Source organism: Pelagibius sp. 7325 (assembly GCF_037652055.1).
Lineage (GTDB): Bacteria > Pseudomonadota > Alphaproteobacteria > Kiloniellales > Kiloniellaceae > Pelagibius.
The window spans coordinates 125,313-143,494 of the sequence record NZ_JBBKAH010000009.1; the positions used below are offsets into that span (position 1 = coordinate 125,313).

At 65.9% G+C, this 18,182-nt stretch carries 17 protein-coding genes; 10 read left to right on the top strand and 7 right to left on the bottom strand.

Annotation, left to right across the window (positions count from 1 at the left end; genetic code table 11):
* Positions 1 to 56 precede the first annotated feature (56 nt).
* Positions 57 to 491, top strand: coding sequence for a DUF3574 domain-containing protein (locus WDC82_RS18985; protein ID WP_340118961.1), 435 nt, complete (start codon positions 57 to 59; stop codon positions 489 to 491).
* Between the two features lie 324 nt (positions 492 to 815).
* Here the strand turns inward: WDC82_RS18985 and WDC82_RS18990 are convergent, their stop codons facing one another.
* From WDC82_RS18990 to WDC82_RS19010, 5 genes are all read right to left on the bottom strand, one after another.
* Entirely contained in the window at positions 816 to 1,385 is a 570-nt protein-coding gene (locus WDC82_RS18990) for a sugar O-acetyltransferase (protein ID WP_340118962.1), read from the bottom strand.
* 30 nt (positions 1,386 to 1,415) lie between these two features.
* Positions 1,416 to 2,663 carry a D-alanyl-D-alanine carboxypeptidase family protein gene (locus WDC82_RS18995; RefSeq protein ID WP_340118963.1) on the bottom strand — a complete coding sequence of 416 codons (1,248 nt, stop codon included), beginning with the start codon at positions 2,661 to 2,663 and terminating at the stop codon, positions 1,416 to 1,418.
* Positions 2,664 to 2,784: 121 nt separating this feature from the next.
* Positions 2,785 to 3,714: a glyoxylate/hydroxypyruvate reductase A gene (locus tag WDC82_RS19000; protein WP_340118964.1), complete on the bottom strand. Its 930-nt coding sequence runs from the start codon at positions 3,712 to 3,714 to the stop codon at positions 2,785 to 2,787.
* A gap of 4 nt (positions 3,715 to 3,718) precedes the next feature.
* Positions 3,719 to 4,033 (bottom strand): EthD family reductase, encoded by a 315-nt coding sequence (locus tag WDC82_RS19005; protein ID WP_340118965.1) that lies wholly within the window; start codon positions 4,031 to 4,033, stop codon positions 3,719 to 3,721.
* 18 nt (positions 4,034 to 4,051) lie between these two features.
* On the bottom strand, positions 4,052 to 4,765 hold the full coding sequence (locus WDC82_RS19010) for a TetR/AcrR family transcriptional regulator (RefSeq protein WP_340118966.1): 714 nt from the start codon (positions 4,763 to 4,765) through the stop codon (positions 4,052 to 4,054).
* A gap of 204 nt (positions 4,766 to 4,969) precedes the next feature.
* On the opposite strand from WDC82_RS19010, the gene WDC82_RS19015 reads away from it, so the two are divergent.
* The 9 genes from WDC82_RS19015 to WDC82_RS19055 all read left to right on the top strand — a co-directional run bounded on the left by WDC82_RS19015 (position 4,970) and on the right by WDC82_RS19055 (position 16,251).
* Entirely contained in the window at positions 4,970 to 6,328 is a 1,359-nt protein-coding gene (locus WDC82_RS19015) for an NAD(P)-dependent oxidoreductase (RefSeq protein WP_340118967.1), read from the top strand.
* Positions 6,329 to 6,571: 243 nt separating this feature from the next.
* Complete coding sequence (gene preA, locus WDC82_RS19020; RefSeq protein ID WP_340118968.1) at positions 6,572 to 7,849, top strand: NAD-dependent dihydropyrimidine dehydrogenase subunit PreA; 1,278 nt, start codon at positions 6,572 to 6,574, stop codon at positions 7,847 to 7,849.
* A 31-nt stretch (positions 7,850 to 7,880) separates the two neighbouring features.
* Positions 7,881 to 9,128 carry a Zn-dependent hydrolase gene (locus WDC82_RS19025; protein WP_340118969.1) on the top strand — a complete coding sequence of 416 codons (1,248 nt, stop codon included), beginning with the start codon at positions 7,881 to 7,883 and terminating at the stop codon, positions 9,126 to 9,128.
* A 90-nt stretch (positions 9,129 to 9,218) separates the two neighbouring features.
* The gene (locus WDC82_RS19030) at positions 9,219 to 10,058 is read left to right on the top strand and encodes an ABC transporter ATP-binding protein (RefSeq protein ID WP_370661566.1); all 840 of its coding nucleotides are present in this window, start codon (positions 9,219 to 9,221) and stop codon (positions 10,056 to 10,058) included.
* The gene (locus WDC82_RS19035) at positions 10,048 to 10,974 is read left to right on the top strand and encodes an ABC transporter permease (protein WP_340118970.1); all 927 of its coding nucleotides are present in this window, start codon (positions 10,048 to 10,050) and stop codon (positions 10,972 to 10,974) included. The genes WDC82_RS19030 and WDC82_RS19035 overlap by 11 nt, the downstream gene beginning before the upstream one ends.
* A gap of 161 nt (positions 10,975 to 11,135) precedes the next feature.
* Positions 11,136 to 12,185, top strand: coding sequence for an ABC transporter permease (locus tag WDC82_RS19040; protein ID WP_340118971.1), 1,050 nt, complete (start codon positions 11,136 to 11,138; stop codon positions 12,183 to 12,185).
* 50 nt (positions 12,186 to 12,235) lie between these two features.
* Positions 12,236 to 13,255 (top strand): ABC transporter substrate-binding protein, encoded by a 1,020-nt coding sequence (locus WDC82_RS19045; RefSeq protein WP_340118972.1) that lies wholly within the window; start codon positions 12,236 to 12,238, stop codon positions 13,253 to 13,255.
* A 444-nt stretch (positions 13,256 to 13,699) separates the two neighbouring features.
* On the top strand, positions 13,700 to 15,373 hold the full coding sequence (locus tag WDC82_RS19050; RefSeq protein WP_340118973.1) for a hypothetical protein: 1,674 nt from the start codon (positions 13,700 to 13,702) through the stop codon (positions 15,371 to 15,373).
* Positions 15,370 to 16,251, top strand: a complete 882-nt coding sequence (locus WDC82_RS19055; RefSeq protein ID WP_340118974.1) for a transporter substrate-binding domain-containing protein — start codon at positions 15,370 to 15,372, stop codon at positions 16,249 to 16,251. The genes WDC82_RS19050 and WDC82_RS19055 overlap by 4 nt, the downstream gene beginning before the upstream one ends.
* Before the next feature lie 12 nt (positions 16,252 to 16,263).
* On the opposite strand, the gene WDC82_RS19060 is transcribed toward WDC82_RS19055, so the two are convergent.
* Positions 16,264 to 17,271, bottom strand: a complete 1,008-nt coding sequence (locus WDC82_RS19060; RefSeq protein ID WP_340118975.1) for a 2-dehydropantoate 2-reductase — start codon at positions 17,269 to 17,271, stop codon at positions 16,264 to 16,266.
* Positions 17,272 to 17,282: 11 nt separating this feature from the next.
* The gene (locus tag WDC82_RS19065) at positions 17,283 to 18,056 is read right to left on the bottom strand and encodes a fumarylacetoacetate hydrolase family protein (RefSeq protein WP_340118976.1); all 774 of its coding nucleotides are present in this window, start codon (positions 18,054 to 18,056) and stop codon (positions 17,283 to 17,285) included.
* Between the last annotated feature and the right edge of the window lie 126 nt (positions 18,057 to 18,182).

The window sequence follows — 18,182 nt, forward strand, 5'->3', positions numbered from 1 at the left end:
GAAAGGCCAAAACTCAACGACCCGAACAGCTTACACGGCAACCCTGGAGTGGTTTGATGACGTCGCCCCGCGTGCTCGTTCCCGTGCTTCTCGCGCTCGCCCTGGCACTGCCGGGCGCCCTGGCCCCCTTGCCGCTGCTGGCCCAGCCAGCCTGCGCCGAGGGCGCGTTTCCTCTGGCGCGGCTGGAGCTCTATTTCGGTACGCAAAAGCCCGGCGGCGCGCCGGTGACCGAGGCGGAGTGGGCGGCCTTCCTGGACGAGGAGGTGACGCCGCGCTTTCCCGACGGCCTGACGGTGCTGACGGGCAACGGCCAGTGGCGCAACAGCCAGGGCGTCGTCACCAAGGAGACCTCGGCGGTGCTGGTTATTCTCTACGAGCCTTCGGAAGAGAAGGAGACGGCCATCGAGGACATCCGCGCCGCCTACAAGGACCGCTTCGACCAGGAAAGCGTCATGCGCGTCGATGCCGGGATGCAATGCGTGTCGTTCTAAGGCGGCCACTCTCCGCCTGATGCCGGGGCCGGCAAAAGAAAAGGGCCGGGCCACTGCGTGGCCCGGCCCAGGCGAGTATCCCGGGCGGACACTCGGGAGGCATACAGGGTCGGAGGTATAGGGGCTAGACGGCCGGGGCGGGCCATCCTTCCGTGGCAAAAAGTGGCGACCGGCTCCGGCGGGCGGCGAAAGATGGCGCCCGGCCCGTGGCCGATCCTTCGAGACAGCCGCTGCGCGGCTTCCTCAGGATGAGGCAGAGTCCAAAAGATCGACCTCATCCTGAGGAACCGCCGTCAGGCGGTGTCTCGAAGTATGCGCCGCCCGCTAGGCCCCGATGCGGCGGATCACCTTCGCCGGATTGCCGGCGACCACGGTGTTGGCGGCGACGTCCTTCACCACCACGCTGCCGGCGCCGACCACCGCGTTGTCGCCGACGGTAACGCCCGGCAGCAGGATGGCGCCGCCTCCGATCCACACGTTGTAGCCCAGCACGACGGGTTTGGCGGTTTCGATGCCGGCGGCGCGCTCGGCCGGGTCCAGCGGATGGATCGCCGTGTAGATCTGCACGCAGGGGCCAAGCAGGGTCTTGGCGCCGATCTCGACGCGCGCGCAGTCCAGGATGACGCAGCCGGTGTTGAGGAAGGCGCCATCGCCGATGTGGGTGTTGATGCCGTAGGCGCAGCGGAAGGGCGCCTCGATGAACACGCCCTCTCCGAAGCCGCCGAGCAGGCCTTTCAGGATCGCGCTCGGCGGGTCCGCCTCCATCGGGTCGGCGCGGTTGTAGGCATAGCAGGCGCGCCGCGCCGCCTCGCGCAGGGCGATCAGCTCGGCATCCATGATGTCGTAGGGCAGCCCCGCCAGCATCTTCTGGGCGGCGGTCATCGCTTCACTCACCGGAGATTTCCTCTAACGCCAGAGCGCCCCTTATCGCCAGAGCGCTTGCGGATTGTTCAGCAGCTTGGGCGGCACGGCAAGGCAGTAGACGCCGAGGCTCTGGAGGTGGCGGCAGGCGGAGCCGGCATCATCAGGCTCCAGTCCCACAAGCAGCGCGCTGTAGCGGTGGGTGGCGATGGAAGTGCGTGCGACGATGGTCGGTTTGCCGGCGTTGACGACCTTCTTCAGCGCCTCCCGGTTCTCGGCTATGCGCGCGCTGGCCTCTGCCTTGCTGATGAAGGAGCCGAAGACGAGGCCCCAGCCGGGCAGCTCGCCCTTGGCCATCATCTCGGTGCCGGGACTGATGCCGGCGGCGCAGGTGCCGGCGGGCAGCACATAGGGTGTCATGATGCGGGGCGATCCGCGCAGCGCCGCCACCAGCAGGGCGCCCGAGGTATCGGCCGGCTGCGAGAACGCGATGTCCATGACCTTGCGCATCAGGGTATTGCGCTGCCCACTGGTGCGCGCGCCGAGCACCACGCCGATGAGGCGGCGGCCGTCGCGCTCGGCGGCGGCAAGCAGGTTGTAGCCGGAGCCGCAGGTGAAGCCGGTCTTGATACCGATGGCGCCCTTGTAGGCGCCCAGCCAGCTCATGATGGTGGGGCGGGACTGGCCGCCGAAGACGACGTGGGTCTTGCTGAACAGGCCGAAGCGATCCGGGAAGTCCTTCATCAGCGCGCGCGCCAGCATGGCGAGGTCGCGCGCCGTGGTGACCTGGGCCGGGTCGGGCAGGCCGGAGGCGTTGGAAAAGACCGTCTGGCTCATGCGCAGCTTCTGGGCCTGGCGCGTCATGGCGGTGGCGAAGGCGGCCTCGCTGCCGCTCACCGCCTCGGCCAGGGCGACGGCGGCGTCATTGGCCGAGCGCACGATCATCGCCTCCAGCAGCAGCTTCACGCTGACCTTCGTGCCGGCGCCGAGGCCCAGTTTGCCGGGCGGCTGGCTGGCGGCCTTGGCGGAGATGGTGACTTTCTGGTTCTCCTGGAGCCGGCCCTCGGCCAGGGCCTGGAACACCATGTAGGCGGTCATCGCCTTGGTGACCGAGGCGGGATACCAGGGATGGTTGGGATTGTCCGAGGCCAGCACGGCCCCGGTATCCGCATCGATGACGATGTAGGGCGGCCCCGGCGACGCCTCGGCCGCGCGCGCAGGCGCGGCCGCCAGGCCGAGCAGCAGCAGCGCGGCCAGACCGGCCGCTTTCAAAATCTGTACGAAACCCTGCTTCGGACTGGGCCCCCGCATGGCCTCTCCCCGTTTGGCTCTTTCCGGCGGCAAGGGGGGAGCTTAGACCGGCGGGCCCGGCGGGGGAAGCGCCACCCTCGTCTCTACTACCCCTGAACCCGCTGACTAATACCCTTGGGCCCTAATACCCTTGGGCCACATCCACCATGTCGGGGACGGGCTCGCCGGCCATGAAGCGTTTCAGGTTGGCGGCGATGATCTTGGCGCCGGCCTCGGGGTCGATGAGGCTGGCGATGTGCGGTGTCAGCAGGATCTTCGGGTGGGTCCAGAAGGGATGATCCTCGGCGGCCGGCTCGACGTGCAGCACGTCCAGGGTGGCGCCCCCCAGTTGGCCTGAGTCGAGCGCCGGGATGAGGTCTTCCTCAACCAGGTGCTGGCCGCGCCCGACGTTGATGACGCAGGCACCCTGGGGCAATTGCGCGAAGAGGTCCTTGTTGAGAATACCGGTGGTCTCCGGCGTCAGCGGCAGCAGGCAGACCAGGATCTCGGCCCGCTTCAGCAGATCGCGAAGACCCGCCGGGCCGTGATGGCAGGTGACCCCTTGGACTTCCTTGGGGCGGCGCGACCAGCCGTGCACCTCGAAGCCGATGGCCGCGAGGTGGCGTGCGCAGTCGGCGCCCATGTTGCCGAGGCCGAGGACGGCGATGCTGCGGTTCGGCGCCGTCGGCGTGATGATCTGGTTCCACTCCTTCTTCGCGGAGGACGCCTCGATCTCCGGCAGGCGGCGGTGGAAGCGCAGCACGTGGAGAATGACATACTCCCGCATGCGCTGGGTGAGGTCCGGCCCGACGGTGCGGATGATCGGCAGGTGGCCCGGCAGCTCCGGGTCGCGCAGCACGTGGTCGATGCCGGCGCCCATCGAGACGATGACCTTCAGGTTGGGGAAGGTCTTGAGGCCGCCGGGCGGCGGCTGCCAGACCACGGCGTAGTCGACCTTTGCCTTGTCGCCGGGGTCGTCCCACAGCCGCACCTCGAGTTCGGGCAGGAGGGACTGCAGGATGTCACGCCACCACGCGGCGCGGGCGGCGCCGACACGCACGACCAGGGCCATGGGCTCAGCCCCCGGTGGGGGTGAAGGGATGCTCCGCGACGACCAGGCGCTTGCGCGTCTTCACGTGCGCCATGGAATCGGCGGCCACCGCCTTGCCGTGCTCGGTGCCGTAGGCCGCCAGCATGGCGTCCTCGCTGTCGAACCACAGCTCGCTGACGCCGTCGTAGTCGCCGTCGGCGTCCTTGGCGATGTTCACCTGGTAGCGCTTGAGGCCCTCCAGCTTCAGGGCCATGGGCACGTGCTCCTTCAGCATCCAGTCTGAAAAGTCCTGGAGGCTCATGCCGTCCTTGCGCTTCAACAGGATCACCGCCTTGATCATCGCGTCTCGCTCTCTTTCCTATTCCCCGGGCCTGTACTTCAGGCCCAGGCCGCGCAGCACAAGGCGCACGATGGTCTCGGCCGCCTCGTCGTAGTCCTTGGCCGCCAGTTGGCGCCGGCCGAGCAGCGCGCCGACCTGTACCTCGAAGTCGGCGTAGTGCTGGGTCGCCGCCCAGACGACCGAGAACAGGTGCACCGGGTCGACCGGCTCTATCTTGCCCGCCGCGGCCCAGGCTTCCAAGACTTTCGCTTTGGATTTCACCAGATTGCGCAGCTCGTTCTTCAGGAAGTCGCGGGTGTGGCGCGCGCCGCGGATCATCTCGTTGGCATAGACCTTGGAGGCGAGGGGGCGTTCGCGCGAGAGGCGGATCTTGGCGCGGATGTAGTCGGCCAGCGCGGTCGCCGGATCGCTCGCCTCGGTCAGGCGGTCCAGTTCGCCGAGCCAGAGGCCGAGGATGTCCTCCAGCACCGCGGCGTAGAGCGCCTCCTTGGTGCCGAAGTAGTAGTGCACGTTGGCCTTGGGCAGACCGGCCTTCTTGGCAATGGCGGCGGTGGTGGCGCCGCGGTAGCCCTGGGTCGCGAAGACCTCCTCGGCGGCGGCGAGGATGAGGGCGCGGTTGCGCACCCGGATGTGACCCGGCCCGGAGTCATCTTTCAGGGCTTCGTCCTTGTCGCCCGTTTCCTTGGCGGGGACGTCCTTGATTTCGCTCCCCTTGGCCACCGTATCCGACATTCGTACTCCTACAGCCGCGCGCGCCCGTTGCGCCTATCCTCTTGATTCCCGGCGATGATCGCCGCTGCCTTGTTGTAACTCAAAACCTGACCACTTGGTCAAATTTAATTGACCGTCTGGTCAGGACAACGCTACAGTCATTGGCAACAAGGACGCAAGACGCCGCAAGAGCGACTGATGTCCGCATGATCGGGGAGATCAAGGATGGGGAACCAACCGGACATCCGTGCCGGGCGTTTGCCGGACTCCGCCTACGCGGAGAATTTCAGCGACGTGCATCCGCCGCTGGACCGCAAGGCGGCGCTGGTCGAAGCGAGCCGCTGCTACTTCTGCTACGATGCGCCCTGCATCGAAGCCTGCCCGACGGGCATCGATATTCCGAGTTTCATCCGCAAGATCGGCACGGACAACGTCCGCGGCGCGGCGCAGGATATCTTCGAAGAGAACATCCTGGGCGGCGCCTGCGCCCGAGTCTGCCCGACCGAGGTGCTGTGCCAGCAGGCCTGCGTGCGCAACGCGCAGGAGGCCAAGCCGGTGCAGATCGGCCTGCTGCAGCGCTACGCCACCGACGCGGTGATGGACAGCGGCGTGCATCCCTTCAGCCGCGCCGAGCCGACCGGCAAGAAGGTCGCCGTGATCGGTGCGGGGCCGGCGGGCCTCGCCTGTGCCCATCGACTGGCGATGCTGGGGCACGCGGTGACGATCCTGGAGGCGCGGCCCAAGGCTGGCGGCCTCAATGAGTACGGCATCGCCGCCTATAAGCTGCCCGACGCCTTCGCCCGGCGCGAGGTCGACTTCGTGCTGGAGATCGGCGGCATCGAGATCCGCAACGGCCAGGCGCTGGGCCGCGATTTCACCCTGGCCGATCTGCGGCGCGACTACGACGCCGTCTTCCTGGGTATGGGCCTCGGCGGCGTGCGCGCGCTCGGCCTGGAGGGCGAGGACCTGAAGGGCGTCTACAATGCCGTCGACTTCATCGCCGAACTACGCCAGAGCGCCGAACTGAAGGCCCTGCCGGTCGGCCGCAAGGTGGTGGTCATCGGCGGCGGCAATACCGCCATCGACATCGCCGTGCAGACGAAGCGCCTGGGCGCCGAAGACGTCACCCTGGTCTACCGCCGCGGCGCCGAGGCCATGGCGGCCACGCACCACGAGCAAGAGTTTGCACAGACCAACGGCGTGAAGATCAAGCACTGGGCGCAGCCGCATGCCCTGCAGGGCCGCGACGGCCACATCGCCGAGGTGGTCTTCGAGTACACGCGGCTCGGGGCGGATGGCCGCCTGGAAGGCACCGGCGAAACCTTCGCGCTGCCGGCCGACATGCTGTTCAAGGCCATCGGCCAGACCATGAATCCGTTGCCTCAGGCAAACGGCGGCAGCGAGCAATTGGAGATGCAGGGCGATCGCATCGCCGTCGGCCCGGACCGGCGTACCTCCCTGCCGGATGTCTGGGCCGGCGGCGACTGCGTCGCGATCAGCGAGGACCTGACGGTGGCCGCCGTGCAGGATGGCAAGCTGGCCGCCGAAGCGATCGACGCTTTTCTGAAGGCAGGCGAGCGATGAGACAGAGGATGAAGGCGCCCCAAAAATCCCTCTCCCCTCGCGGGAGAGGGAGGGGCCCGCGAAGCGGGAGGGTGAGGGGGCAGCCCAACTTGCTGCGGCGTCTGGCGGAAGCTCGTTGGCGCCACCGCATCCCCCTCACCCAGCTGCGTCTAAGCTCGCTTCGCTCGCTAAGACTGCGCAACCCTCTCCCGCGAGGGGAGAGGGTAAGAAGCCTGCTCCCAAAACAAACCGGGAAGAAGAGCCATGGCTGACCTTCGTTGCGATATCGCCGGCGTGAAGTCGCCCAATCCCTTCTGGCTGGCCTCGGCGCCGCCGACCGACAAGGAATACAACGTCGTGCGCGCCTTCAAGGCGGGCTGGGGCGGCGTGGTGTGGAAGACCCTGGGCGAGGACCCGCCGGTGGTGAACGTCTCCTCTCGCTACGGGGCGATGAGCTACAACGGTACCCGCATGGCCGGCTTCAACAACATCGAGCTGATCACCGACCGGCCGCTGGATGTGAACCTGCGCGAGATCAAGCAGGTGAAGCGCGACTGGCCCGACCGTGCCATGGTGGTCTCCCTCATGGTGCCCTGCGAAGAGGAGAACTGGCGTGCCATCCTGGCGGCGGTCGAGGAGACCGGCGCCGACGGCGTGGAGCTGAACTTCGGCTGCCCGCACGGCATGTCGGAGCGCGGCATGGGCTCGGCGGTCGGCCAGGTGCCGGAGTACATCGAGATGGTGACGCGCTGGTGCAAGGCGCACACCCGCATGCCGGTCTTCGTGAAGCTGACGCCCAACGTGACCAACGTGCTGGGGCCGGCCCGCGCGGCCAAGAACGGCGGTGCCGACGCGGTCTCCCTCATCAACACCATCAACTCGATCATGTCGGTCGATCTGGACGTCATGGCGCCGACCCCGATCGTGGGCGGCAAGGGCACCCATGGCGGCTATTGCGGTCCGGCGGTGAAACCCATTGCCATGCATATGGTCGCCGAGATCGCCCGCGATGCCGACTGCGCCGGCCTGCCGATCTCCGGCATCGGCGGCATCTCCAACTGGCGCGACGCGGCGGAATTCATGACCCTGGGCGCCGGCTCGGTGCAGGTCTGCACCGCGGCCATGCACCACGGCTTCAAGATCGTCGAGGATATGATCGACGGCCTCGGCTATTGGATGGACGAGAAGGGCTACCGAACGCTGGACGATTTCCGCGCGGCCGCCATTCCTAACGTGACTGACTGGCAGTACCTCGACATCAACTACGAGATCGTCGCGAAGATCGATCAGGATCTCTGCATCAAGTGCGGCCTCTGCCACATCGCCTGCGAGGACACCTCGCACCAGGCCATCTCGGCGTTGAAAGAAAATGGCCTGAGGCGCTATGAAGTGATCGACAAGGAATGCGTCGGCTGTAACCTCTGCATGCACGTCTGCCCGGTGGAAGGCTGCATCTCCATGGTCGAGGTGGACAACGGCAAGGGTTACCTGAACTGGAAGGAAGACCCGCGCAACCCCATGAGCCGCAAAGCGGCTGAATAGAGACATCAAAAGGCGGCGGAGTAGGTCAGTCATGGATACGATGAACCCGAAGAACCTGAAGGTGAACGGCGACCGGCTGTGGGACAGCCTGATGGAGATGGCCAAGATCGGCCCGGGCGTGGCCGGCGGCAACTGCCGCCTGGCGCTCAGCGACTTCGACCGCGAGGGCCGTGACCTCTTCGTGCGCTGGTGCGAGGAGGCCGGCTGCTCGATCACCGTCGACAAGATGGGCAACATCTTCGCGCGGCGCCCGGGTTCGGACCCTTCGCTGCCGCCGGTGACCACCGGCAGCCACCTGGACACTCAGCCGACCGGTGGCAAGTTCGACGGCGTCTTCGGCGTGCTGGCGGGCCTTGAGGTCATCCGCACCTTGAACGACAACGACATCGAGACGGCGGCGCCGGTCGAGGTGGCGGTCTGGACCAACGAAGAGGGCTCGCGCTTCGCCCCGGCGATGATCGCTTCGGGCGTCTTTGCCGGTGTCTTCGAGCTGGAGTACGGACACTCGCGCGCCGACGTCGACGGCAAGACCATCGGCGACGAGCTGAAGCGCATCGGTTACCTGGGGGAGCAGACGCCGGGCGATCATCCGATCCGCGCGTTCTTCGAGGCCCACATCGAGCAGGGCCCGATCCTGGAAGCCGAAAAGAAGACCATCGGCGTCGTGACCGGTGCCCAGGGCCAGCGCTGGTTCGAGGTGACGCTGACCGGCTCCGAATCGCATGCCGGCACCACCCCGATGAACCGCCGCCGCGATGCCCTGGTCGCCGCCGCGAAGCTGGTCACCAAGGTGAACGAGATCGCGCTCGCCCACGCACCCCATGCGGTCAGCACCGTGGGCATGATGCAGGTCAGTCCCAACTCGCGGAACACCATCCCGGGCAGCGTCTTCATGACCATCGACTTCCGCCACCCCGACGACCACACCCTGAGCGCCATGGAAGCGGAGCTGCGCGTCGCCTGTGCCGAGATCTGCGATCCGGCGAAGATCGAGGCCGACATCGACATGATCTGGTACTCGCCGCCGATTTCCTTCGACAAGGATTGCGTCGGCGCGGTGAAGCAGGCAGCGACGGCGGCCGGCTACGACAACATGGAAATCGTCTCCGGCGCCGGGCACGATGCCTGCTATGTCAGCCGCGTGGCGCCGACGGCGATGATCTTCGTGCCCTGCGAGGACGGCATCAGCCACAACGAGGTCGAAAGCGCCACGCCCGAGGACCTTGCCGCAGGCTGCAACGTGCTGATGTACGCCATGCTGGAGCGCGCCAGTGCTTGACCTCGAGAGAGTGCTTGAGCTTGGGCGGATGCTTGACCTTTCGGCTGGAAAGCGTCGCAATGGCGCCACCCCCGCAAAGGGGCGTAGGGCATGGCGCTAGAGGCGGTGATGCGGCAGAGCGAGGCGGCGGCGGCACCGGAGACCGGAACCGGTAAACCTGTCATCCAGGTTGAAGACCTGTCGCTAACCTTCGAGACTGCCGACGGTCCCGTCTACGCTCTCTCCGAGGTGAAGCTCACAATCGACGAGGGCGACTTCGTCTCCTTCATCGGCCCCTCGGGCTGCGGCAAGACCACCCTGCTGCGCGTCATCGCCGACCTCGAGCGCCAGACCGCCGGCCGGATCTCGGTCAACGGCGTGACGCCGGAAGAGGCCCGCCTGAAGCGTGCCTACGGCTACGTCTTCCAGGCCCCGGCGCTCTATCCCTGGCGCACGGTGGAGCGCAACGTGATGCTGCCGCTGGAGATCATGGGGATGAGCGCGGCCGAGCGCAAAGAGCGCGCCGCGCGCTACCTCGACCTGGTGAACCTGAAGGGCTTCGAGAAGAAGTTCCCCTGGCAGCTTTCCGGCGGCATGCAGCAGCGCGTCTCCATCGCCCGCGCGCTCTGCTTCGAGCCCGACCTGCTGCTGATGGATGAGCCCTTCGGCGCCCTCGACGAGATCACCCGCGATCACCTGAACGAGCAGCTGCTGCGCCTGTGGGAGCGCACCGGCAAGACCGTTGTCTTCGTCACCCACTCGATCCCGGAGGCGGTGTTCCTGTCGTCGAAGATCGTCGTCATGTCGCCGCGTCCCGGCCGCATCATCGACGTGATCGACTGCAAGCTGCCGCGCGACCGTACTCTCGACATCCGCGAGAGTCAGGCCTTCGCCGAGATCGCCCACCGGGTGCGCGAGGGGCTGCGCGCGGGGCACAGCTATGACGACTGAGGCGCTCGCCACGCCTCCTGTCTCCGCGCGGGGGCTGCTCGCCCGCGCCTTCGCCGGCCGCAGCGGTCCCCTTGCCGTCGTCATTCTCGCCATCATCGTGCTGTGGTACGCGGGCGCCGTGTGGCTGAACGCGCCAGTGCTCATTGACGGCTACGAACGCCGCGACGTCGACTGGTCGTTCTCGCAGCTTGCCGGCGACGCCATGGCGATGGAACGCCCGATCCTGCCGGCGCCGCACCAGGTGGTCGCCGAGCTCGACAAGACCATCCTCGGCACCAGCATCACCTCCAAGCGCAGCCTCGTCTACCACGCCTGGGTGACGCTCTCCTCGACGCTCTTGGGCTTCGTCATGGGCACGCTGCTGGGCATCGTCCTGGCGGTCGGCATCGTCCACGTGAAGACCCTGGACAGGAGCCTCTTGCCCTGGGTGATCGCCTCGCAAACCATCCCGATCCTCGCCATCGCGCCGATGATCATCGTGGTGCTGGGCAACATCGGTTTTACGGGACTGGTGCCCAAGGCGCTCATCTCCATGTACCTCTGCTTCTTTCCGGTCACCATCGGCATGGTCAAGGGGCTGCGCGCCCCCGACCCGCTGCAGCGCGACCTCATGCGCACTTACAGCGCCAGCACCAACCAGGTGTTCTGGAAGCTGCGCTGGCCGTCCTCGCTGCCCTTCCTCTTTGCCAGCCTGAAGGTCGCCATCGCCATCTCCCTGGTCGGCGCCATCGTCGGCGAACTGCCGACCGGTGCCCAGGCGGGGATCGGCGCGCGCCTGCTGGTCGGCTCCTATTACGGCCAGACGGTGCAGATCTGGGCGGCGCTCTTGACCGCCGCCGCCATGGCCGGCCTGCTGGTCGCCGCCATGGGCGGGCTGGAGCGGCTGGTGAACCGGCGCATGGGGGTGCGGGCATGAGCATCGCCGGACGCCTGCGGGTCGACCTTTGCTGCCTACTTTACGTTGCTTTCGCTTTGGTGGCCTTCTTGCTTCCGGTGGATTTTGTCCGGCTCGACGGCGGTCAGCGGCAATACCCGTTGGGTTGGTTCGAGGGAGTGAATGGCGGAGGAGCATTGGCGTTGCCGATCTTCTCGGCTTTCGCTCTTATTGCTTTCTATCTGTGGAAGCGTCCGAACGTTTTTGCTGCCTCGGTTCTGCTGATCGTCGCCGCTGCGCTGGCTGCCTTGCCGCCGCTCCTGGCTATCGGGCATGTCTTCCGCGGTTTTATCGACTTCACGGACCCCGCTTCTCTGGATTCCGCTATCGGTCATGGCGCACTGGGTATCTGGCTCTATGTCATCGGTCTCGGCTTCCTGGTCTGGCGGGCGCTGAGCCTGCTCTCGCAGGCAGCCTCGCAGCGGGATGCGCCGCGCGCCCTCGGCATCCTGGTGCCGGCGCTGTTCGGTGCCTGGTTGCTTTATCTCTGGCAGGTGCTGGTGACCGGCTTTGGCGTGCCTTCGGTGCTGCTGCCGTCGCCGGCGCTGATCGCCACCGTCTTCGCGGCGTCGACCTCGACGCTCTGGGCCGATTTCTATCAAACCTTCCTGAAGTCGGTGCTCTCGGGCTACGCGCTGGGTTGCGGCAGCGGCTTCCTGGTGGCGCTCCTTGTTGACCGCATTCCTTTTCTGCAGCGCGGCCTGCTGCCGCTCGGCAACTTCGTCTCGGCACTGCCCATCGTCGGCGTTGCGCCGATCATGGTCATGTGGTTCGGCTTCGACTGGCAGTCGAAGGCGGCCGTCGTCGTCATCATGACCTTCTTCCCGATGCTGGTGAACACCATCGCCGGGCTGCACGCGACCCAGGCGATGGAGCGCGACCTCATGCGCAGCTACGCCGCGAACTACTGGCAGACGCTCCTCCAGGTGCGGCTGCCCAACGCGCTGCCGTTCATCTTCAACGCGCTGAAGATCAACTCGACCCTGGCGCTCATCGGCGCCATCGTGGCCGAATTCTTCGGCACGCCGACCGTCGGCATGGGCTTCAGGATCTCCACCGAGATCGGCCGCATGAACGTGGAGATGGTGTGGGCGACCATTGCCGTCGCCGCAGTCGCCGGATCGCTGTTCTACGGCCTGCTGGCGCTTGCCGAGCGGGCCTCCACTTTCTGGCACCCGTCCTATCGGCAGTGAGGATGAGGCCGAAAATTACAATGAACCTTCACAAGAAGAGGAGAGGCTAGATGAGTAAGTTGCTTACGAAAGCGCGCGCGGGGGCCTTGGGCGCGGCGGCAGGGGCGGGGCTGCTGCTGGCCGCCGGCACGGCGGTCGCGGCCGATGCTGTAACGATCCAGCTGAAGTGGGTGACCCAGGCGCAGTTCGCCGGCTACTACGTGGCTCAGGACAAGGGCTTCTATGAGGAAGCCGGACTCGACGTCACGATCAAGCCAGGCGGCCCGGACATCGCTCCGCCGCAGGTGATCGCCGGCGGCGGCGCCGACGTCATCATCGACTGGATGCCCTCGGCGCTGGCGTCGCGCGAGAAGGGCGTGCCGCTGGTCAACATCGCCCAGGTTTTCGACAAGTCGGGCATGATGCTGACCTGCCGCAAGGACAGCGGGATCACATCGCCAGAGGACTTCCCGGGCCACACCCTGGGTGTCTGGTTCTTCGGCAACGAGTATCCCTTCCTGTCGTGGATGGCCAAGCTGGGCATCCCGACGGAGGGCGGCGACAAGGGCGTCACGGTGTTGAAGCAGGGTTTCAACGTCGATCCGATCCTGCAGAAGCAGGCGGCCTGCGTCTCCACTATGACCTACAACGAGTACTGGCAGATCATCGACGCCGGCCTCACAGAAGAGGATCTCATCGTCTACAAGTACGAGGACCAGGGCGTTGCCACCCTGGAGGACGGCCTCTACGTGCTGGAGGACAGCCTCAAGGATCCCGCCTTCGTCGACAAGATGGCGCGTTTCGTGAAGGCCTCCATGAAGGGCTGGGACTATGCCCGAGAGAATCCGGGCGAGGCGGCCGACATCGTGCTGGAGAACGACGCCACCGGTGCGCAGACCGAGAAGCACCAGAAGCGCATGATGGGCGAGATCGCCAAGCTGCTGGGCAACGAGAAGCTGGGCTACCTCGACCCGGCCGCCTATGAGCGCACGGTGGATACCCTGCTCGCCAATGCATCCACGCCGGTCATCACCAAGAAGCCCGAAGGCGCCTGGACTCACGAAGTCTGGGACAAGGCCCAGGGGATGTGATGGGGGATGTAACCCGTCGTTTGTGAAGAGCGGCGGACAAGGCCGGTTGAGGTTCCGGGAAGGGGGGCGCCGCAGGGCGCCCCCTTTTTTGCGCCTGGCGATGCTTGCGTCGTGACAGAGCGCTTTGCGCATTCAGAAGCGTTTTACTTTCAACCCCAGGATGACGTGGTGCGCATATGCGGGTGGAGGAAGTAATTCCGCATAAGAGGCTTCATTACTTCCCCTGGGGTACTCCCCCTTTTCTCGCACTCTTGTAACGATCTATGTTAATTTTGAGTACTCTATTTGGTTAATTGCGTCCGCCGTCGCGCAATGGAGGGCTACCCGAGAGGAGAGGCGACGGCTTCTTTCGTTCTCCCCCGTTGGACGGGCGAACAGCAGGCGTCGCGCAGAAGCCTTCATTCCCATAGTCCAGCCAGCCGATCGAAGGAGGGAAGAACTTCGATGGTTATCAGAACGGAATCCTTGATTCTGCAGACGGACTTCCTGGTGGCCTATGCCTGCGGCCTGATCATTCTGATCCTGTTCTGCATCGAGCGCTTCAACCTGCCCACGAATACGGGCGGCTCCTTCATCGAGGCACTGGTGCCGCGCGCCGTTTCCAACGGCTTTCAGTACACGCAGAGCTTCGTCATCTACGTGACCATCATGGCGGTGGTCTACACCGGACTGTCGGCGGTCGGGCCGCACGTCTTCGCCGCCATGGGCGTGATCGATGCTTCAGCGCCGTTCCCGGAGGGCGGAACGCAGCCCGACGCCAGTTCCATCCTGGCGCCGGCGCCGGTGGTCGTGCCCGCCTGGGTGCCGCTTGCGGTCCTCGTCATCCTGACCGGCGGCGCGACCCACTACCGCATGCTGAATCAGATCGAGTTCTGGGCGCGCCGCCTGACTCATCGCCTGATCGGGATTCCGCAGAACGTCGAGAGCCTCGCGGCGAACATCCGCGACCGCCGCATCAACTTGGACATGCTGTCGAGCTCGGAGCGCAAGCTGCTGATCTCGGCCTACAATCAGGTGACGCAGGACGACGCCGAAGCGATGGACGTGGTCAACGACGCCATCTCGACGAACGATGCGCTACGCCGCTGGCTGCGGCTGACCTTCATTCACCATATGATGGAGGCCAAGGATCTTCCGGCCGGCTTCGGAGTCATCATCCGCCAGGAGTACAGCCCTGTCTGGGCGGACATCAACAGCTCGCTCGCTGCCTTGCGCAGCGAACCCGAGCAGTTGCGCCTGATCGTCGCCGAACCCATCGGGCTCAGCGCCACGGATCGCGACCGGCGCGCGATCGTCATCGCCCGCGTGGACGATACTCTGCATGACCTCCACGCCCTGATCGCCGTCGGACTGTGCCCGGTCTACAAGAAGACCGCGCGCGTCAAGGAGATTACCGATGCCCTGCGGCTGAAGCCGGGCGAGGTGGAGGACAACACCCTGCTCAATCGCGTGCTGTTTGCGCTCATCTCGCTGTTCTTCGGCGTCCTGTTCCTCGTCTACCTGATGCGGGGCGACCCGCTGACGGCCATTCAGTGGGCCAGCGGGGCCTTCCTCCTCCATGGCGCCGCGGCGCTCTCGGCGTGGCGGTTCTATCTGAAGCGCGCGCGCTCCAAGGAGTGGGAGCCGCTGCAGCCGAGCGAAGGGCATCTGCCCATGCTGCAGTATCTCCGGGTGGCCTGGCGCGGGTACCTCTTCGGCACCGCGGCGCTGGTGGCCTGGTACGTCCTGATGAGTCTCTTCACGGTCGGCACATGGCCGCAGATCTCCATTCAGCAGATCTGGATTCCCGCATACGGGGCAGTGGGAATCCTGACCGCCTTCTGGGTGGCCTATGACTTCGACATCGTGCATGAGCAGCACGCCGCCTTGCCCCGCAAGGCAGTGCAGGTCGTCGCCCAGGCCGTCACCACCGCCGCGGCGGCGCTCTTCATTACCGTGTCGCTGCAGGCGATGGGTCAGGAAGGCATGGAGATCGGCTGGCAGATCATCACCGAGGTCGGTTTCACCACCGGGGTCGCGGCCGGAATACTCGGGTTCATCGCCGTCTTCCTCAGCCTGCGCCCGCAGCCTCGCGAGTCGGCGCCTGCGGTTGCGGCCGTGGAGACCGCGCGGGCATGACGCGGCGGAGCACCATCCAACGGCATCGGCGTGGCTTCGATCGGGTCTCCGGGGTGGTTCTGGGCCTGGTTCTGGTGTCGGCTCTGGCCGGGCCGGTGCTGGCCGAGGACGGCCGGCCGATCCGCTTCGGCGCCCGCACGGATGCCCCGCCGATGTCCTACGAAGACCCCGAAGGCGTGCTGCGCGGCTACTCGATCGACATCTGTGATGAGGTGAAGAAGGTCTTCGCCGAGCTCTTTCCGGAGCGCCGCATCGAAGACGGCTACGTCAAAGTGACGGCCGGCGACCGCCAGCAGAAAATCATCAGCGGCGAAGTCGATACGGTCTGCGGCGCATTTTCCGTCACCGAGTCCCGGCTGAAGGATTTCGACTTTTCATTCCTGACCTTCACCGGCGGGGCAGGGGTCGTCGCCCTGCGCAAGGTGGAAACGCTGCTGCCGCGTGCCACCAAAGCGCCGGCGGAGGAGACGATGAAGGTTGCCGTGGTGAACGAAACCACCACGAAGGAACTCGTCGAGACCCTGCTGGGCACATCGGTATCGATCCAGCCCAAGACGACACACCAGGATGCCTTCCGTGCCCTGGTCCAGCGCGAGGTCGACCTTTACTTCGGAGACAGGGAGATCCTGCAGGCAATGGTCGCGCGCTCGGGGAATGCCGATGAGTTCGTCGTTGGTGGAAAGTTTCTCACTTACGAACCCTATGCCTTGCCCTTTGCCAAGGGCCGGAACGTGGAACTGCGCCATGCCGCCAACAAGGCCATCGGGCGGCTCTATCGCAGCAAGCAGATACTCAGCATCTTCAAGCGGCACTTCGAAGGCAAGGAGCCCAACGAGGCGCTCCTGGGCCTCTATCGGCTCTACGCCATACCGGAATAGCGGGAAGCGCCCTCAGCTCGCCTTCTGCAGCGTCACCCCAGCGTGTTCCATCAGCATGGTCTTGTTCAAGAGCTTCACGCAGGCATAGACCGCCTCAATGGCGGGCGACGGCACCTCGACCAGGCTGCCCATCTCCAGGATCGCGCCGATGAGCGCCTCGGTCTCCAGCGAGCGGCCGGCCTCGACGTCCTGCAGCATGGAAGTTTTGTGCTGGCCGACCGACTGGGCGCCTTCGATGCGCTTCTCGATGGTATGGCGGAAGGTGACGCCCAGCTTTTCGCCGATCACCTGGGCCTCAGCCATCATGGTGGCGGCCAGCCTGCGGGTCTCCGGGAAGGTGCAGATGTCCTCCAGGGTGGCATGGGTGAGGGCGCTGATCGGATTGAAGGAGAGGTTGCCCCAGGCCTTCAGCCAGATCTCCGAGCGGATGTCGTCCAGCACCCGCGAGCGGAACCCGGCGGCGACGAAGAGATCATGCAGTGCTTGGGCACGGTCGCTCATCGAGCCGTCCAGCTCACCGACCGGGAAGCGGTCGCCCTCGACGTGCTTCACCACGCCGGGCTCGGTGACCGCGGCGGCGGGATAGACGACGCAGCCGACGATGCGCTCCGAAGGAATGGATTTGGTGAGTACGCCGGAGGGATCGAGGCTCTTCAGGCGGGTGCCTTCCAGTGGCCCTTTCAGATGGTGGAAGTACCACCAGGGCATGCCGTTCTGCACGGTGACGATCATGCTGTCCTTGTCCAGCAGCTTCTCAACGTCGCGCGCGACCTGGTCGAGGAAGTGTGCCTTCACCGCCAAGATCACCAGGTCCTGCGGTCCCGCCGCGGCGGCGGAGCCAACAGCCTTCATTTTCGCGGCATGCTCGCTGCCGTCCTCCCAGATCAGCTTCAGGCCGTCCTTCTGGATCGCGGCCAGGTGCGCGCCCTGGTCGATGACGGTGACGTCGTTGCCGGCCAGCGCAAGTTTGGCGGCCATCAGGCCGCCGATGGCGCCGGCGCCTACCACACAGATTCTCATGGCTTGGCTCCTCACTCGTTCACATAGGTGTTGTGGAGTTCGCCGATGCCCTCGATGGCGATCGTCACCTCGTTGGTCGGCTGCTTCATCGAGCCGACGCCGATCGAGGTGCCGCAGGCGATGATGTCGCCGGGCAGCAGCGTCACGTCGTGCGACAGCAGGCTCACCAGCCGGTGCGGCGGGAAGATCATGTCGCTGACCGGGTAGTTCTGCCGCTCGTCGCCGTTCAGCACGGTGCGTACCGACAGCGTCATGGGGTCGATGTCCGTGGCGATCACCGGGCCGAAGGCACCGAAGCCGTCGTAGCTCTTGGCGCGGGCCCACTGGGCGAAGGTCGGATCCTTCTGGATCACCGTGGCCGCCGTCACGTCATTCACGCAGGTGTAGCCGAAGATATGCGCGGCGGCCTCGTCCTCGGAGATTTCCCGGCAGGCCTGGCCGATGACGATGCCGAGTTCGCCCTCGTAGACCACGGGCCCGTCGTAACTCTTGGGCCGCCGGATCGTGGTGCCCGCCGCGGTGAAGGCGGAGGGTGCTTTCAGGAACCACAGGGGTTCGGGCGGCTCGGCGACCTCCAGCTTGGCCGCCAGGGCGTGGAAGTTGTTCCACAGACAGATCATCTTGGAAGGTTCGCAGGGCATCGTCAGTTCGACGTCGGACAGCTTTACGGTCTGTCCGGTCGGCGCCGCACCGTCGAAGATGTTGCCTGAATAGACTTTGATGCTCTCACCGTCGAGTTGGCCATAACCCACGTGGCCACCCCGGCGGAAACGGACCCACCGCATGCTTTCCTCCCTCATGTGCCGTTTTTTCTTTTCAGCTTAGCACCGGAATTGCCGACTGCCGACAATTGAAGCGGCTTGAAAAACAGACCGGAGGGTCACATTTCCCCCACCCGGCAGGCGCGCACC

Coding starts and splice junctions, on each gene's coding strand:
- WDC82_RS19015 (WP_340118967.1), top strand. CDS start 4,970: ATGGGGAACCAACCGGACATCCGTGCCGGGCGTTTGCCGGACTCCGCC.
- WDC82_RS19005 (WP_340118965.1), bottom strand. CDS start 4,033: ATGATCAAGGCGGTGATCCTGTTGAAGCGCAAGGACGGCATGAGCCTC.
- WDC82_RS19055 (WP_340118974.1), top strand. CDS start 15,370: ATGACGCGGCGGAGCACCATCCAACGGCATCGGCGTGGCTTCGATCGG.
- WDC82_RS19025 (WP_340118969.1), top strand. CDS start 7,881: ATGGATACGATGAACCCGAAGAACCTGAAGGTGAACGGCGACCGGCTG.
- WDC82_RS19050 (WP_340118973.1), top strand. CDS start 13,700: ATGGTTATCAGAACGGAATCCTTGATTCTGCAGACGGACTTCCTGGTG.
- preA (WP_340118968.1), top strand. CDS start 6,572: ATGGCTGACCTTCGTTGCGATATCGCCGGCGTGAAGTCGCCCAATCCC.
- WDC82_RS19000 (WP_340118964.1), bottom strand. CDS start 3,714: ATGGCCCTGGTCGTGCGTGTCGGCGCCGCCCGCGCCGCGTGGTGGCGT.
- WDC82_RS18985 (WP_340118961.1), top strand. CDS start 57: ATGACGTCGCCCCGCGTGCTCGTTCCCGTGCTTCTCGCGCTCGCCCTG.
- WDC82_RS19030 (WP_370661566.1), top strand. CDS start 9,219: ATGGCGCTAGAGGCGGTGATGCGGCAGAGCGAGGCGGCGGCGGCACCG.
- WDC82_RS19045 (WP_340118972.1), top strand. CDS start 12,236: ATGAGTAAGTTGCTTACGAAAGCGCGCGCGGGGGCCTTGGGCGCGGCG.
- WDC82_RS19010 (WP_340118966.1), bottom strand. CDS start 4,765: ATGTCGGATACGGTGGCCAAGGGGAGCGAAATCAAGGACGTCCCCGCC.
- WDC82_RS18995 (WP_340118963.1), bottom strand. CDS start 2,663: ATGCGGGGGCCCAGTCCGAAGCAGGGTTTCGTACAGATTTTGAAAGCG.
- WDC82_RS19065 (WP_340118976.1), bottom strand. CDS start 18,056: ATGCGGTGGGTCCGTTTCCGCCGGGGTGGCCACGTGGGTTATGGCCAA.
- WDC82_RS19035 (WP_340118970.1), top strand. CDS start 10,048: ATGACGACTGAGGCGCTCGCCACGCCTCCTGTCTCCGCGCGGGGGCTG.
- WDC82_RS19060 (WP_340118975.1), bottom strand. CDS start 17,271: ATGAGAATCTGTGTGGTAGGCGCCGGCGCCATCGGCGGCCTGATGGCC.